15 protein-coding genes and 2 pseudogenes are annotated in these 15695 nt (G+C 65.0%); 3 read left to right on the top strand and 14 right to left on the bottom strand.

Features of this window, described 5'->3' with window-relative positions; translation table 11 throughout:
- Positions 1 to 103: 103 nt before the first annotated feature.
- Both FJ948_RS06805 and FJ948_RS06800 read right to left on the bottom strand, forming a co-directional pair.
- Complete coding sequence (locus tag FJ948_RS06805) at positions 104 to 2722, bottom strand: caspase family protein (RefSeq protein ID WP_140702791.1); 2619 nt, start codon at positions 2720 to 2722, stop codon at positions 104 to 106.
- A gap of 81 nt (positions 2723 to 2803) precedes the next feature.
- Positions 2804 to 3373, bottom strand: a complete 570-nt coding sequence (locus FJ948_RS06800; protein WP_140702789.1) for an NADPH-dependent FMN reductase — start codon at positions 3371 to 3373, stop codon at positions 2804 to 2806.
- Positions 3374 to 3584: 211 nt separating this feature from the next.
- On the opposite strand from FJ948_RS06800, the gene FJ948_RS06795 reads away from it, so the two are divergent.
- Positions 3585 to 4958 (top strand): cytochrome P450, encoded by a 1374-nt coding sequence (locus FJ948_RS06795; protein WP_140702787.1) that lies wholly within the window; start codon positions 3585 to 3587, stop codon positions 4956 to 4958.
- 20 nt (positions 4959 to 4978) lie between these two features.
- Here FJ948_RS06795 and FJ948_RS06790 read toward each other — a convergent pair whose 3' ends face one another.
- The 5 genes and pseudogenes from FJ948_RS06790 to FJ948_RS06770 all read right to left on the bottom strand — a co-directional run bounded on the left by FJ948_RS06790 (position 4979) and on the right by FJ948_RS06770 (position 8775).
- A complete protein-coding gene (locus FJ948_RS06790; RefSeq protein WP_140702785.1) occupies positions 4979 to 5956 on the bottom strand; it encodes a complex I NDUFA9 subunit family protein in 978 nt (325 codons plus the stop codon).
- 282 nt (positions 5957 to 6238) lie between these two features.
- Positions 6239 to 6688: a DoxX family protein gene (locus FJ948_RS06785; RefSeq protein WP_140702783.1), complete on the bottom strand. Its 450-nt coding sequence runs from the start codon at positions 6686 to 6688 to the stop codon at positions 6239 to 6241.
- Positions 6689 to 6884: 196 nt separating this feature from the next.
- Positions 6885 to 7166, bottom strand: coding sequence for a hypothetical protein (locus FJ948_RS06780; protein WP_140702781.1), 282 nt, complete (start codon positions 7164 to 7166; stop codon positions 6885 to 6887).
- Positions 7167 to 7400: 234 nt separating this feature from the next.
- Positions 7401 to 8402, bottom strand: a complete 1002-nt coding sequence (locus tag FJ948_RS06775; RefSeq protein WP_181173623.1) for an Ldh family oxidoreductase — start codon at positions 8400 to 8402, stop codon at positions 7401 to 7403.
- A gap of 134 nt (positions 8403 to 8536) precedes the next feature.
- Positions 8537 to 8775, bottom strand: a pseudogene (locus FJ948_RS06770) (hypothetical protein).
- Between the two features lie 162 nt (positions 8776 to 8937).
- On the opposite strand from FJ948_RS06770, the gene gcvA reads away from it, so the two are divergent.
- Positions 8938 to 9870 carry a transcriptional regulator GcvA gene (gcvA, locus tag FJ948_RS06765; RefSeq protein WP_140702776.1) on the top strand — a complete coding sequence of 311 codons (933 nt, stop codon included), beginning with the start codon at positions 8938 to 8940 and terminating at the stop codon, positions 9868 to 9870.
- A gap of 24 nt (positions 9871 to 9894) precedes the next feature.
- On the opposite strand, the gene FJ948_RS06760 is transcribed toward gcvA, so the two are convergent.
- The 7 genes and pseudogenes from FJ948_RS06760 to tsaD all read right to left on the bottom strand — a co-directional run bounded on the left by FJ948_RS06760 (position 9895) and on the right by tsaD (position 14667).
- Positions 9895 to 10641, bottom strand: coding sequence for a glycosyltransferase family 25 protein (locus FJ948_RS06760; RefSeq protein ID WP_246677466.1), 747 nt, complete (start codon positions 10639 to 10641; stop codon positions 9895 to 9897).
- A gap of 14 nt (positions 10642 to 10655) precedes the next feature.
- Positions 10656 to 11071, bottom strand: a pseudogene (locus FJ948_RS06755) (DUF1761 domain-containing protein).
- A gap of 21 nt (positions 11072 to 11092) precedes the next feature.
- Positions 11093 to 11818 (bottom strand): methyltransferase, encoded by a 726-nt coding sequence (locus FJ948_RS06750; RefSeq protein WP_181173581.1) that lies wholly within the window; start codon positions 11816 to 11818, stop codon positions 11093 to 11095.
- Positions 11773 to 12198, bottom strand: coding sequence for an EVE domain-containing protein (locus FJ948_RS06745; RefSeq protein ID WP_140702774.1), 426 nt, complete (start codon positions 12196 to 12198; stop codon positions 11773 to 11775). Before FJ948_RS06745 ends, FJ948_RS06750 begins: the two co-directional genes overlap by 46 nt.
- A 39-nt stretch (positions 12199 to 12237) precedes the next feature.
- Complete coding sequence (locus tag FJ948_RS06740; RefSeq protein WP_140702772.1) at positions 12238 to 12534, bottom strand: YciI-like protein; 297 nt, start codon at positions 12532 to 12534, stop codon at positions 12238 to 12240.
- A 19-nt stretch (positions 12535 to 12553) separates the two neighbouring features.
- Positions 12554 to 13585 carry an NAD(P)H-dependent glycerol-3-phosphate dehydrogenase gene (locus FJ948_RS06735; protein ID WP_140702770.1) on the bottom strand — a complete coding sequence of 344 codons (1032 nt, stop codon included), beginning with the start codon at positions 13583 to 13585 and terminating at the stop codon, positions 12554 to 12556.
- The gene (gene tsaD / locus FJ948_RS06730; protein WP_181173622.1) at positions 13582 to 14667 is read right to left on the bottom strand and encodes a tRNA (adenosine(37)-N6)-threonylcarbamoyltransferase complex transferase subunit TsaD; all 1086 of its coding nucleotides are present in this window, start codon (positions 14665 to 14667) and stop codon (positions 13582 to 13584) included. The genes FJ948_RS06735 and tsaD overlap by 4 nt, the downstream gene beginning before the upstream one ends.
- A gap of 101 nt (positions 14668 to 14768) precedes the next feature.
- Here tsaD and hemC point away from each other — a divergent pair, with 101 nt between their 5' ends.
- Positions 14769 to 15695 (top strand): hydroxymethylbilane synthase, encoded by a 927-nt coding sequence (gene hemC, locus FJ948_RS06725; RefSeq protein WP_140702766.1) that lies wholly within the window; start codon positions 14769 to 14771, stop codon positions 15693 to 15695.

Genomic DNA, 15695 nt, shown 5'->3' with positions numbered 1-15695 from the left:
TCTGATATCGTCTAGATATAGGCGCTAAAGGCGGTTTTTCCAAGGTTTGCAGGCATTTCCCGGGAGATTGAGCCGGCTGTCCATGACGGTCCGTCGCCGGCCGCTATTTGGCCTTCGCCAGGCGGTCCCTGAGAAACTTGATCATGAACTTGTATCGCGGTGCCAGCCGCCCGCTCCGGTCGAGTTCCAGCGTCATGTCGAGCGCCTGGGAAAGCACCGCCTTGGGGTTCTTGGCGACCTGTGCGTAATCGATCATGGCGACCACCAGATCGCGCTGCCAGGTGGCGTTCCCGGGATCGGAACTGGCCAGCCGCTGCCGGATGCCGAGACTATCTTCGAACGCCTGACGCGCGCCCTTGATGTCGCGTTCCTTGATCCGCAGCATGCCGATCTCCGAGAGCGTGATCGACAGGTCGCGCTGCCAGTCCGAATTGGCCGGATCGAGCTTGGCCAGCCTGTCGGCGATGGCGAAGCTGTCGAGATAGATCTTGAGCGCTCCCTTGCGGTCGCCCTGGATGGCGAGCACGCCCGCGACCTTCTCCAGGCTGACCGACAGGTCGCGCTGCCAGTCGCTGTTGTCGGGATCGCTGTCGGCCAGCGCCTGCGCCTGCAACAGCGCCTTCCGGTAGGCCGAAAGGGCCGCCGGCCAGTTCTCCTGATCGCTGAGGGCATTGCCGATCTTGGCGTTGCCGACCGACAGATCGCGTTTCAGTTCCGTATTGTCGGGATCGCGGCCTGCCAGCCGCTCGACGATCGCAAGCCCCTCCTGGTAGGCGGCGAGCGCGCCGGCGGGATCGTTGCGCTCGCGCTTGAGGTCGCCGATCGTGTCGTGGCTCACCGACACGTCGCGCTGCCGCTCCGCGTCGTCGGGCGCCTTGGCGGCCAGCGCAAGGCGGATCCGCAGGCTCTCGTCATAGGCTGTCTGCGCATCGTCCAATCGGCCGGAGGTACGGGCAAGGTTGGCGACCTCGTCATAGGCGATGGTCAGGTCGCGCTGCAGGTCGACGCGCTCCGGCTCGTTGGCGGCCAGCTGTTGCTTGACGTCGAGGCTCTCCTGATAGGCGCGCGCGGCCCCGGCCAGGTCGCCTTGTGTCATCAGCACGTTGCCGATCTTGTCGTCGACGCTGGCAAGATCGCCGAACCAGTTCAGGCGGTGGGGCTCGGCCACGGCAAGGTCGCGCAGCATGGAGCGCGCCGTCTCGTAGTTCCGCAGCGCCGCCGGCAGGTCGCCCAGCGCCACCTTGATGTTGCCGAGCTTGGTGTGGCTGACCGCGAGGTCGCGCTGCACGCTGGGGTCGCTCTCCCGCCTGACGCGCAGCTCCAGATTGGCTTGCAGCGCCTCGTAGGCGCGTCCGGCGGCGGTGATGGCACCCGTGGTGACGTAGAGCTTGCCGAGTTCGTCCAGCGTGCGGATCTGCCGGTCGGCGTCCTCGAGCGTGAGCGAGGACTGCCCGGTCTCGCCATAGAGCGACAGCGCCGTTTCATAGTCCTTGATGGCCCCGGCGTAGTCGAGATCGGCCCGCGCCGCGCCGCCCGACAAATAGAGCGTCGCGGCCTCCGACATGGTGCGGCTGACGAAATTGGCCTTCAGCGCCTGACGCGAGTCGTTGTCGATACCGGCAGCCTTGGCAAGGATGGCGCGCGCACCGTCGAACGCACCGAGCGACAGCTGTTCCTCGGCCTGCCGGCGCAGTTCCGTCACTTGCGGATCGTCGGAGCCGAGCGTCTTCATCTCGCCGCGCACCTTGACGAAGGCGTCCGCCGCCTCGCGCAGCCTGGCATCGAGGCTTTCCGCCGACAGATGGCTGGTATCGGTGCTGATCAGCGCGCCATAGAGCGGCGCCAGCGGCATGTCGGCATCGCTGGCGATCCGCTCGACCTCGACGCGCATGTCCGGCGTCACGTCGGCCATGGCCAGCAGCAGCCTTTCGCGCTCCGGCAATTGCTCCTTGGCCACGGCGGCGAAGAACAGTGTCGGCAGTCCGCTCTCGACATAGGGCAGTTGCTTGCCGCGGCTGAGGTCGTAGACTTCCTGCTGCACCAGCGTCAGCACCGAGCGGATTTCAAGCCCATCGGTGCCGAGATATTTGGTCAGCGCCGTGGTGAAGGGCGAGTTCTGGCCGGTTCCATCGGCAGCCGTCTCTCCGGGGGCGGCCGAGAACGCGAACAGGATGTTTTCCGCCCGCCCGACGCGCCCGAGACCAGGCTTGACCTTGTCGGCGACATCCTTGGCCAGGGACGTCGCGCCGCGCCCGTCGCCACCCGTTCCCGAGAAAGGATCGCTGCGGCAGGCATCGAGCACGACCAGCCCGACCTTGGCGGTGGCGGCGACCGCGTCGCGCACCTCTTCCAGTGGCAGGCTGGTCTTGTCCAGTTGATCGAGCGAGGAGCCGTCGGCATCGACTGGCAGCAGCCGGTTGTCGCCCGATATTTCGACGCCATGGCCCGAGAAATACACCAGCGCCACGTCGGCGCCCTTGGCGTCCTGGCGGAAATCATCCAGCGCGCGGCGCATGCGCCTGAGGTCGCGATTGGTTTCGAGCACCACCTCGAAACCAAGTTTCCTCAGCGCCGTTTCCATCGCTTCGCCGTCATGGACGGGGTTGGCAAGCGGCCGGACCAGCCGGTAATCGTCCTCGGCGATAACCAGCGCCACGCGCCGCTCCGCCACCGCGGCAGTGGTGGTCACGAGCATCAGCAGCAAGGCAAACAGCAAACGCAAGTCGAACCGCCCCCGGCTCAGTCGTTTGCCGACCATTCCATCTCTTTACGGCGCGAGCAAGCCAGGCCGAAGCAGCTCCCTTCAGCGCGCTCGCATCGGCTTCAGCGCTTCGCTCCAGGCCAACAGCTCGTCCAGCATGGTCTTGGTCCCGCCACGCACCTGCTCGCTGGCCTCGAAGGCGCCATTCTCGCCGAGCAGTTTCTGGTAGAGCGGCAGCGCCACACCTTCGGGGATCGGCATGATCCCGACCGAGGTCAGCAGCGGCTTCAGCGCCTGCGCCGCGCGCAGGCCGCCGGAGACACCGCCATAGCTGAGAATGGCGGCGGGCTTGTACTTCCATTCGCGGGAGAGATAGTCGATCGCGTTGACGATCGCGGGTGCGGCGAAATAATTGTATTCCGGCGCCACGAAGACGAAAGCGTCGGCGGCGTCGATCGCCTTCGACCAGGCCTTGGTGTGGTCGTTCTGATAGTTGCCAAGCCTTGGATGGTGCGGTTCGTCCAGCACCGGCAGGTTGAACGCGGCGATGTCGGTCAGCACCGGCTCGAATTTTCCGTGCTCGCGCGCGAACGTTTCCAGCCATTCGGCAAAAACCGGACCGGCGCGGCCGGGCCGCGTGCTGCCGATGATGATGTTCAACTGGTGCTTCAAGACAGGCTCCCTTCTCGGACGGTATCCATTGGTGACTGTCACTACGGCAGAGCGTTCAAGGGGGCAAGATCGGACCCCTGAGGAAACGGTCACGATCGGATGAACAGCCTGTCCGCCCTGGCGTTCCAGCTGTCATGGTTCGGCCTGCCGTTCGGTCACATGGACGCCCGGTGTGCCAGCCACTACATTGATGCCAGCAGCGGAGCATTTCATGGACACACAGCCCGCCCCCTTCGTTCCTCCCGCCCCGAAGCCGCGCACATCGCCGCCTTCGACGCTGGAGATGATCCGCATCGTCTACCGCAACCCGCTCGAACTGTGGGGCGAGCCGACCTACAACGAACCCTGGATTTCGGCCAAGGGCGCCGGCGGGCCTCTGGTCATCGCCAATGACCCCGGCCTGATCCGCCATGTCCTGGTCGACAATGCCAAGAACTACAAGATGGCGACGGTGCGCCAGAAGATCTTGCGGCCAATCCTGCGCGATGGCCTGCTGACCGCCGAGGGCGAGGTGTGGAAGCGGTCGCGCAAGGCGATGGCGCCGGTGTTCACCCCGCGCCACATCTTCGGCTTCGCGCAGCCGATGCTGAAACGCACGCTGGAGTTCGTCACCCGTTACGAGGCGGGCGGGACTTCGGACATCGCCCATGACATGACGCTGCTCACCTACGACATCCTGGCCGAGACGCTGTTTTCCGGCGAGATCGCGGGCGAGCCGGGCAGCTTCGCCAACGAGATCGACCGCCTGTTCGAAACCATGGGCCGCGTCGATCCGCTCGATCTGTTGCGCGCGCCCGACTGGCTGCCGCGGCTGACCCGCATCCGCGGCCGCAAGACCATGGCCTATTTCCGCAAGATCGTGACCGACACGGCCAAGATGCGCGAAGAGAAGTTCAAGCGCGATCCCGATGCCGTGCCGCAGGATTTCCTGACGCTGCTGCTGAAGGCCGAAGGCCCCGACGGGCTGACGCGGCCGGAAGTCGAGGACAACATCATCACCTTCATCGGCGCCGGCCACGAGACCACGGCGCGCGCGCTCGGCTGGACGCTTTATTGCCTGGCCGAATCGCCCTGGGAGCGCGACCGGGTCGAACAGGAGATCGACCAAGTGCTGGCGCGCGAGGCTGAACCGACGAAGTGGCTCGATGCCATGCCACTGACACGCGCCGCCTTCGACGAGGCGCTCCGGCTCTATCCGCCGGCGCCGTCGATCAATCGCGAGCCGATCGAGCCCGAAATGTGGAAGGATCTTTATATCCCCAAGCACGCCGCCGTGCTGGTGATGCCGTGGGTCGTCCACCGCCACAGGAAGCTGTGGGACCGGCCCGACGCCTTCCTGCCCGAACGCTTCCACCCGGGAAACCGCGAGAAGATCGATCGCTTCCAGTATCTGCCCTTCGGCGCCGGCCCGCGCGTCTGCATCGGCGCCAGCTTCGCCATGCAGGAGGCGATCATCGCGCTCGCCATCCTGTTGTCACGCTTCCGCTTCGACGTTACCGCTGAGACGAAGCCCTGGCCGGTGCAGAAATTGACCACGCAGCCACAAGGTGGCCTGCCGATGCAGGTCACGCCTCGCTATCGGTGAGGGCTGACAGCTCTCCCGAATTAGACCGCGGGTTTGCGCTGCTGGAACTGGCCGGCGGCGCGGAAGCGCCAGAGATAGCTGGGCAGGATCGTCGCGATCGATTGCGGCTGGATGCCGAGCCCCGCCAATGTCCGGTTGGCCTTGGCGGCTTCCTCCGAGACGATGTTGTGCTCGCGCAGCTGCATCACCTGGTCCTTGGTCAGCAGCGGATTGGGCAACAGGCCGAGGATCGAGGCCTGGATGTTGGCCACCCACCACGGCACCGGCACCAGCAGGCGCTTGCGCTCGATCACGGTGAGCAGTTCCTGCATGCACTCCTTGAAGGTGAGCACGTTGGGGCCGCCAAGCTCGTAGGTCTGGCCGCCATCGATCTTGCCCTCGACCGAGCGCGCCACGGCCTCGGCGACGTCGCCGACATAGACCGGCTGGAACTTGGTCTGGCCGCCGCCGATCAGGGGCAGCACCGGCGAATAGCGCGCCATGTTGGCGAAGCGGTTGAAGAAACTGTCCTCGGGTCCGAAATTGATCGACGGCCGCAAGATCACGGCATTGGCGATCGTCTCCAGCACGGCCTTCTCGCCAAGCGCCTTGGTGCGCGCATAATCCGATTCGGAGTCGGGATCGGCGCCCAGCGCCGAAATATGGGTAAGCCCGGCGCCGACGGAGCGCGCCGCCTCGGCGACGGCGCGAGCACCGAATTCATGCACGGCCGAGAATTTCTGCCGGCCGCTCTCATGCAGGACGGCGACGAGATTGACGACATGGTCGGCGCCTTGCACGGCGCGGTCGACGGACCAGCGGACGCGCACATTGGCCTGCACCGGCTGGATCTGGCCGACATTGCCAAGCGGCTGCAAATGGCCGGCAAGATCGGGCCGGCGGCAGGCGACCCGGATGCGATAGCCGCGTTTGGCCAGCGCCCGCACGACGTGGCGGCCGACAAAACCCGATCCGCCAAAGACGACGACGAGTTTCGGGGTCTGCAGGATTTCGGTCATGGCGGGCTCCGGCGCACGTTCCAGATGGCTTGGCTGAGCCGTTTCATAGTCCGTTTTGCGCCAAAGGCAAAGGGTGACGCGTCGTCGCGTCACCCTTCTGCGCGCAAAGCAATTCCAGGAAAAGTGTGAAGCGGTTTTCCGTCCGGAATTGCGTCAAAACAAAAAAGCAATTCCAGGAAAAGTGAGAGGCGGTTTTCCGTCCGGAATTGCGTCAAACAAAAAAGCAATTCCAGGAAAAGTGAGAAGCGGTTTTCCGTCCGGAATTGCGTCGAACAAAGCTTGTCAGAATGCCTTGCCGAGGCGGGCGTCGACCGAGTGCCGGTTGCCGCCGCGAATGACGAAGAACAGAAGGATCGCGGCCCACAGGAGCGATTTTTCAGCGCCCGAGAAACCTTGGCCCATGGTGACCCAGTGGAACCAGACGGTTACCAGCAGCACGAACAGGCCGGCAAAGGCGGCCGGGCGCGTCAAAAACCCGATGGCGATCAGGATGCCGAAGAATTCGGTGCAGGCAAGCAGCAACGACCAGAAGGCACCGGGATAGAAGCCGAGGCCTTCGACCATTTCGGCGGCGCCGAAAGGGTTGACGATCTTCTGCGAGCCATGGACGGCCAGGAAGATGCCGGCCACGGCGCGCATCACTGTTTCGCCGGCGTCGTGCAGTGAGGAATACAGGCGGCCAAGCGCCGGAATAATCAGCTTGCCATGGGGGGCGTCGGTGGTCGCGGACATCGGAGCTCCTGTTTTGTGATCGTGCCTTTCGCAAACGCCCGAGGGTTCCAGCCAAGTCAAGTTAACAAAAGTTAACTATCGTAATCATGTTTGGCGTCACGGACGACAAACGCAGAAAACCCCGCCGAAGCGGAGTTTTCCGGATGACATCCATGCGGTGCCAGGGGCCGACGGAGCGGCCTGACCTGAGACGGTATCAGGAGGGCGTGAAGCAAGTACGCCCACCCCAGCCCTGAACATCCGACATGGTGCCACCAACCTTCTTGCAGGCGGCGATGAAATCGGCGCTGCAATTGGCGAATTTGGCATGGCCGTTCTTGCAATAGTGGTCTTCGGTGGCGCCGCCGCTCGGCGCGGTAATGACGCCGGGGTTGGCCGGCTTGACCGGTGCGGCCTTGAGGTTGGCCGCCTGCGTGGCGCCCATGAAGGAACCGAGCAGGAGCACGGCGGTGAGGATGGTGGTCTTGGTGTTGGTCATGATGATCTTCCTTTGATTTGAGGTTGTGTTTTCCGGGACGCGAAGGGCGATGCCTTTCACGCGGAGCAGACTTTCGATTTGATTTTGCTGTTCCCCCGGTCTGGATCGGGCAAGCTCGCCTTGCCCTGGACAAACGTTGGTCGTCCGGGCGTGACAAAAGGTTCAGGACATACGCGAAAAAACCGCGCCGCAGGCAAGGAGGGTCAGATAACTATCTAAAAAAAAATAAATTATTCAGGCCGAATAGCGCTCGGCGAATTCGGAGATGCGCTGGATCACCGCCTTGGGCGCGGTGATGCCGCGCGCCTGGGCCTTCTCGGCCGCTTCGGCGCGGGCGCGGCCGGGCACATGCACGCCGTAGCGTCGGCGCAGCCGGTCGAGCTGGTCCTTCATGCGCTGCTCGAAATCTGGATCGAGCAGCTTCGGCTCGACCGCGAGCACGAACAGGCCGGTTCCCGGACTGTCGGGGCCGCCGCTGAACCACGGCGCGTCGAGCGACCAGTTGGCGCCCGACAGGCCCGCCGCCAGCACCTCGACCATCAGCGCGATGTTGGCGCCGCGCTGGCCGCCAAAGGCAAGCATGGCGCCCTTCATGGCGGCGGCGGGGTCGGTCGTCGAATTGCCGCTGGCATCCAGCGCCCAGCCTTCGGGGATTTTCTTGCCGTCTTCCGCCGCCTTGCGGATGTTGACGAAGGCGGTGGCGCTCGACGACTGGTCGATGACCAGCGGCGCGCCGTCGGCGGCGGGCGCGGCGAACGACATCGGATTGGTGCAGTAGACAGGCTTGACCGAGCCCGAGCCGGCGAGAACCGCTGGTCCATTGGTGGCGGCGAAGGACACCAGCCCTTGCGTCGCCAGCCGGCCGGTGAAATAGCCGAGCGCTCCGCAGGTGTAGGCGTTCTTCTGCGAGAAGATGGCAACGCCGAACAGTCTCGCCGCCTTGGCGAGGTCGTCGATGGTGCGGTCGAAGCCGGTATGCGCCAGGCCGCCGCGTGCGTCCGAGAGATAGATAGCCAGCGCCGGCCGGGTGATTACGGGGTCGGCATTGCCGTCGATGCGCCCGGCCTCGAGCGCTTCGAGGTAATCGATGAAATGCGACAGCCCGACGGCTGCCAGTCCCTCGGCCTCGGCCGCGATGATCGAGGCCGTGAGCGATTGCGCCGCTTCCTCATTGGCACCGGCGCCAAGTGCCGCCATCCGGCACAGTCCTGTTGCCTGGTCGAGACTGAGTTGCATCATGGTCGTCCTGAAAGAAGGGAGTAGGGGAATACGGGAGTAGGGGACTTGTGCGCAGTGAATAGCCAATAGGGCTGGAAATGTGAATGCGGAAGTGACCGGATACTCCCCTACTCCCCTACTCCCCTACTCCCCTACCTCCTTGGCTGCTGCCAACCGAGATCCAGCAACCCGATCCGGCGAGTTCACGGTCCATGGCCTTCGCGATGTCCTTGCGGGCGGCGCCGATGTCGCGCAGCTGGCGATCGGACAGGTCCTCGACATTCTGGTGTGGCAGGTTGACCGCGACCCTGGCCTGACGCAGCCAGTCACGGACCGCCGACAGCCAGGAGGGGCGAGCGATGTATGCTGGGTGAAGAGCAATGTGAGACATGATCGTATCCGTACTCTCCGGACATCAAATCCGGTTTGATGGTGTTTTGATGTTTCGATCATGCCCGATTGAAAAACAAACGGGAAACGAGTAGTTCTTTTCTCATCGTCAAGTTTTATTTGAGGATCGAGGCTCCATGAGCCGCTGTGGTCGGGTTACGCGTTGATGGCGCTTCTGCCGGGAACGCGGGCGCTGAGGACGCTGGAGGCGGCGGCCCGGCACCTCAATTTCACCCGCGCCGCCGACGAGCTTGGGCTGACCCCGGCCGCGGTCAGCCACCAGATCAAGGAAATCGAGGATCAGCTCGGCTTCGTGCTGTTCACCCGCACCAGCCGCACCATCCGGCTGACGGAGGCGGGCACGGTGCTGTACGAGGCGGCGACCGACACGCTCGACCTGCTTGGCCGGGCGGTCATGCGGGCGCGCAAGCTGGCGCGCGGCACCGAATTCCTGAAAGTGACGCTGGACGCGCAATTCGCGGCGAAATGGCTGATGCGGCGCGTCGAGAATTTCCGCAAACAGCACCCAGGCATCGAGCTGAGGTTCGACATCGCCTATGGCTTGCGCGATTTCGACCTCGACGACGTCGATGTCGGGATCCGCTTCGGCGCTGGCAAATATCCGGGCCTTTGCGCGCACCGCCTGTTCGACAACATCATCATTCCGGTGTGCAGCCCAAGCCTGTTGAGCTCCGGGCCGCCCCTGCGGGAACCGCGCGACCTGTTCAACCACACGCTTGCCCATATCGAATGGGCGCGCCAGGGCGTGACATGGCCGAACTGGCGCATGTGGATGGCGGCGGCCGGCGTGGACGATTTCGACGACAGCCGCACAGTCGTCTTCGGCACGTCGACGGATGCTGTCCAGGCGGCGCTCGACGGCAATGCAGTGGCGCTCGCTGATTTCGCCATGGTGGCAAACGACCTGTCAGAGGGGCGGCTGGTGCGGCCCTTCGAACTCAGCATCAGGGTTGCGCCGGAATTCGCCTATTTCCTGGTCTATCCCCAGGCCACGGCCGACGATCCCCGCATCGTTGCCTTCCGCGAGTGGATACTGGAGGAAGTTGCCAGGACGCGGACAGCGGACAAGCTGTAGGTCGCCGCGACCGGCAACGCCGATTCAGGACCGGGCGTTGTGGCCGAAGACCATCCTCGTGTACTTCTTCCACTTCCATTTCAGGCTTTTGTAGAGCAGCGGCTGCTTCTTGCCGGCGACGGAGGTGTGGAAGGCACCGTTCTCGCTGCCTTGTTCGGCGATCGGCCGCTCGAACCAGAGCATTTCAACCCCGAGCTTTTCGTCCATTTGCTCGATCTGGTGATCGATCGCCGTGGATATTTTGTTTTGCTCGATCCAGGCGCAGCGGGCCTCGGCGACGGGGCGCGTAATCAGGTAGGAATCGGCGCATCTTGCATGCAGCGCCGGATAGAGCCTTTGACCCTTCCGCAGCTTCCAGCTCGGGGTGTAATAGTTGCTGCCATTGCCGAGATAGATGACGGCCTTGCGGTTGGGATCGCCGAGTTCGGAGAGCCCCTGCCGGAACTTGGCGACAAAGTCGCGGGCCAGGAACACGTCGTCCTCGAACACCAGGCAATAGGGCTGGTCGGTCTCGAGGAAATCTCGCCAGATGCCGACATGCTTGAGCGCCAGCGAGACCGCTGCCGGATGGGTAAAGCCGGGCGCGATCAATTCGTCGCGTATCTCCGGCGTGATGTCGGGCCGGTCCCAGTCGGTGTAGAAATAGACCGGCACACCGCGCCGCTCGAACTCCTTGACGATGTGGCGGCGCCTGTCCTCGTAGCCGTTCTTGACGTGGCAGATACGGGTGAACACCAGGTCGCGAGGAAATCCGGAATTTTCCGCCAGCATCAAATCACCATCGTTCAGCTTGCCGCGGCGCCGAACCAGCCGATCACCGCGCCGATGATCAGCAAGACGCCCAGCCAATGGCCGCCATCGATCAGGGTCAGGTCCCAGCCGAAATTCTCGTAGCGGTGGTTGACGGACAGCGTGGTGGCGACAAAGCCCAGCCAGAGCACGAAACCGAAGATCAGCCCGGCGAGCCAGGTCGGTTCACCACCCGTCATCGCGCCGACGACCAGCGCCATGATGGTGGCCATGAGCAGCTCGGCGATGAAGGAGATGACGAAGGGCAGCGGCGATTTCTTCATCATCGCCGGATTGAGCTTGGCGGCCTTCAGCCAGGGCTTGCTCAACGCCATGTACCAGGCGGCACCGAACAGCCATGCGACACGGCGGCAGCAATCACCGCTATCCAGTTCACCGCGGAAAAATCCATGAGTCCCCCCTCCTGTTCGGTTTATGGAAACGCTTGTTCGGCGATGGCGTCAAGCAGGCGCCATACGGTCGTGCGCTTGACTTCGGCATCCTCTAGAGCCCGTGTCACCGGCACCTGATAGACGCCAAGCGGCTCCAGCCCCGATCGCGGCAGGTAGGACCGGCCGGGATCGCCGATCAGGATCTCGGCGCCACGCCGTTTGAGCGCCGAAAACCATGGCATCAGCCGGTCGGCGAAGGGTTTGTCATAGAAGACGTCACCGGCCAGGATCACGTCCCAGCCGGCGTCGCTGCCGATACAGTCCGTGCCGAGGAATTCGATCGGAACACCGTTGGCCTCGCTATTGAGGCGAATCGCGGTGGCGCAGAACGGGTCGATGTCGGCCGCCGTCACTTGCGCGGCACCGGCCTTGGCGGCAGCGATGGCGACGAGGCCGGAGCCCGAGGCGAAATCGAGCACGCGCTTGCCCCGCACCGTATCGGGATTATCGATGACATGGCGGGCGAGACCCTGGCCGCCGGCCCAGGCGAAGGCCCAGAAGGGTGGCGGCAGGCCGATTTCGACCAGTTCGTCCTCGGTCCGCTGCCAGAGATCGTGCGCTTCGTCGGCGAGATGCAGAAGAATCCCGGGCACATGCGGCGGCGCCATCAGCGCCGTGTTGTCGAGAATGAACTGCCTGGCGCTGTCGGGGGTGAGCGCCGTCACGGCGCCGGCGTCAAGCCGCCCATGCGGCAGACTTCCTTCCATTCGGCCGGCGTCACCGGCTGCACGGAAAGCCGTCCGAGCCGCACCAGCGCCATTTCGGCAAGCTTCGGATTGGCCTTGACGTCTCCCAGTGTCGGCGGACTTGGCACGTCCTGGAAGGCGCGAATATCAACGCACTCCCAGCGCGGGTCGTCCGACGTCGTGTCGGGATGGGCCAGCCCGCAGACCTCGGCGATGCCGACGATATTGAGCCCTTCATTGGAATGATAGAAGAAGCCGAGATCGCCGACCTGCATGGCCTTCATGTTGTTGCGGGCGGCGTAGTTGCGCACGCCGTCCCACTGCGTGCCGGCCTTGCCCTTGGCTTTCAGCATCTCGAAGGAGAACTTGAATGGCTCCGATTTGAACAGCCAGTAGTTCATTTTTTCTCCTCCTAGCGGCCCAGTCGCGGGCGACGTGATTTAACTAGCCGCAGGCTTGTTGAACGTCCAGTTCCACTGGCGGATTTCGACGCTTTCGAACAGCCCGGCCTTGGCATAGGGGTCCGCTGCCGATAGGGCCTGCGCACCCGCCAGATCGGGCGCCTCCACGACCACGAGACTGCCATTGGGCTTGCCGTCGGCATCGAGGAACGGACCGGCAAAGGCCAGTTTCTTGTCGCCGTTCAGCCCCTCGAGAAAGGCAACATGCTCGGGCCGCGTATCGACGCGCACCTGCAGGCTTCCGGGTTTGTCCTTGCAAATCAGTGCAAACAGCATGTCTTTCTCCTGATGGTCGTCAATCGTTGGTCTCGGTCTTCAGCGGCCGGGTCATCAGCGCCGTCACGGCCTGGCCGATGGTGATGGTGCCATCCAGTATGGCCGCCACGGCGGCTATGATGGGCGTGTCGATGTTGCGCTCGGCGGCGATGCGGGCGGCGATGGCCGCCGTCGGCACGCCCTCGGCCAGCGGCAGTCCGGCAAGCGCCTTGCCTTGCCCGAGCGCCAGCCCGTAGGCGAAATTGCGCGATTGCGCCGACGAGCAGGTCAGCAACAGGTCGCCAAGGCCGGAAAGCCCCATCAGAGTCTCGGGCCTGGCGCCGAAGGCAGCACCTATGCGGCGCAGTTCGACGAAGCCGCGCGTCACCATGGCGGCCTGGGCGCTGGCGCCGAGGCCGGCCCCGGTGACAGCGCCGGCGGCGATGGCGAAGACGTTCTTCAAGGCGCCGCCGATTTCGACGCCGATCAGGTCGTCGCTGGAATAGCAGCGCAGGTTTTCCGCGGAGAAACGGGCGGCAAGGTCGGCGGCCAGGGTCTCGTCGCCGGCGGCGACCACCACCGCCGTCGGCAAGCCGCGGGCGACATCGCTGGCAAAGCTCGGCCCCGACAGGGCGGCGACCGGGTTTCGCGGCAGGATTTCCGCGGCGATCGCCGACAGCAAGGCGCCGGTGTCGCGCTCGATGCCCTTGGCGCAAAGCACGAGCGGAATGCCAGGCGGCATATGATCTCGGGCGGCCGCCAGCGTCGCCCGCAACGCCTGCGCCGGCGTCACCGCCAGCACGCAATCGGCCCCGGCGAGCGCCGCCTCGATGGCGCTGGTCGCCTCGATGCCGGAGGCGATGGCGATGCCGGGCAGATAGCGCGGGTTCTCGCCGCGAGCGATCGCGGCCACGGTTTCAGGGTCACGCGCGAACAGCCGCACGCCATGGCCGGCGCGCAGCATGGCGAGCGCAAGCGCCGTGCCCCAGGCGCCGCCGCCGAGCACGGCGACATGCCAGCCGCTCCTGCCGGGACTGTCCGTGCCCGCGCTCTTCACGGCTCGATCGGTCATGCCTTGGCTCCGCGCCGGCCCGAGCCGATCATTGGCGTCGAGATGCTGTCGAGCGGCCAGCGCGAGCGCGGCACGAAATCGAAGCCGTTCTCCTGCGCCATGCCTTCGCGCAGCCGCTCGATGCCGGCCCAGGCAATCATCGCGGCATTGTCGGTGCACAGCTTCAACGGTGGCGCGACGAAGGTGAAACCGGCGTCAGTGCAAAGCCGTTCCAGCGTCGCCTTGATCGTGCGGTTGGCGGCGACGCCGCCGGCGACGACCAGTGCGGGCTTTTTCGTGCCGGGAAATGTCTCGGCAAATCGAGCCAGGGCGCGAGAAACGCGGTCGGAGAGCGCATCGGCGACCGCCGCCTGGAACGAGGCGCAGATGTCGGCGACGTCCTGGTCGCTCAAGGGCTCGATCGCCGTCGCGGCCTGGCGCACGGCCGTCTTCAGGCCGGAAAAGGAAAAGTCTGGCTGCGCCGAACCCTTCATCGGCCGGGGGAAGGCAAAGCGCGAGGGGTCGCCCGACAGCGCCGCCTTCTCGACATTGGGACCGCCGGGATAAGGCAGGCCGAGCATCTTGGCGGTCTTGTCGAAGGCTTCGCCGAGCGCGTCGTCGATGGTGGTGGCCCAGCGCTGGTAATCGCCGACGCCGCGCACGGCGAGGATCTGCGTGTGGCCGCCTGAAACCAGCAGCAAGAGATAGGGGAATTCGAGCCCGTCGGTCAGCCGCGCGGTCAGGGCATGGCCTTCGAGATGGTTGACGGCGATCAGTGGCTTGTTCGTCGCGGCCGCGATTGCCTTGGCCGTCATCAGGCCGACGATCAGCCCGCCGACGAGGCCTGGCCCGGCGGTCGCCGCGATCGCATCGATATCGGCCAGCGCAACGCCCGAATCGGCGAGTGCTGCCTCGACGATGCCGTCCAGCGCCTCGACATGGGCGCGCGCGGCGATCTCGGGCACGACACCACCGAAAGCGGCATGTTCCTCGATCTGGGAGAGCACGATGTTGGACAGGATTTTCGGCGCGGCATCGCCCTCCAGCGCCACGACGCTGGCGGCGGTCTCGTCGCAACTCGTCTCAATGCCCAGAACGCGGATCAATTCGTCGCTGTCTCCAGAGATTGTGTAGCCGGGCGTTCCTGTTTAGGAGAGTGCCCGGAAACGCAAAGCCAGCCGGGGGTTATCACGGACCGCGCGCCATGCAAACAATCTTGAAAATAGGAACACGCGGCAGCCCGCTGGCACTGGCGCAGGCGCATGAAACGCAGGCGCGGCTGATGGCTGCGCATGGGCTGCCGGCGCAGGCCTTCGAGGTCGTCGTCATCTCGACCAGCGGCGACCGCATCCAGGACCGGCCGCTGTCGGAAGCTGGCGGCAAGGGCCTGTTCACCAAGGAGATCGAGGAAGCGCTGCTCGCCGGCGCGATCGACCTCGCCGTGCATTCGTCCAAGGACATGCCGACACAATTGCCCGACGGCCTGGAACTCTCCGCTTTCCTGCCGCGCGAGGACGCGCGCGACGCCTTTGTCGGCAAGGCGGCAAAGACCATCGCCGGGCTGCCACAGGGCGCTAAGGTCGGCTCCTCGTCGCTCAGGCGCCAGGCGCTGATCCGCCGCATGCGGCCGGATCTGGACGTGGTGATGTTCCGCGGCAATGTGCAGACGCGGCTGCGCAAGCTCGACGAAGACGTCGCCGCCGGCACCATCCTCGCCTATGCCGGGCTGAAACGGCTGGGTCTGGAGCATGTCGCCACCGACCTGATGCCGCTTGACATTTTTCCGCCGGCGCCCGGACAAGGCGCGATCGGCATCGAGACGCGCATTGGCGACCGCGATGTCGAAAGGATGCTGGTGGCGATCCACGACGTGCCGACGGGACAGGCTCTTGCCTGCGAGCGCGCCTTCCTGGCGGCGCTCGACGGCTCTTGCCGTACGCCGATCGCCGGCTATGCGGCGATCGAAGCCGGAAAGCTGTCTTTCGCCGGGCTGATCATCTCGCCCGACGGCACGCAGTCGCATACGGTCGAGTTGCAGGGGGCGGCCGAGGATGCTTCACGCATCGGCGATGAGGCCGCAAGGACGGTGCGGGCCAAGGCCGGCGAGAAGTTCTTCGACGGCTGGCTCTGA

Origin of the sequence: Mesorhizobium sp. B2-3-12 (genome assembly GCF_006442205.1) — a bacterium.
Classification (GTDB): domain Bacteria; phylum Pseudomonadota; class Alphaproteobacteria; order Rhizobiales; family Rhizobiaceae; genus Mesorhizobium.
The sequence above is the reverse complement of the archived record's forward strand: the minus strand, read 5'-3'. Positions and strand labels throughout refer to the sequence as shown.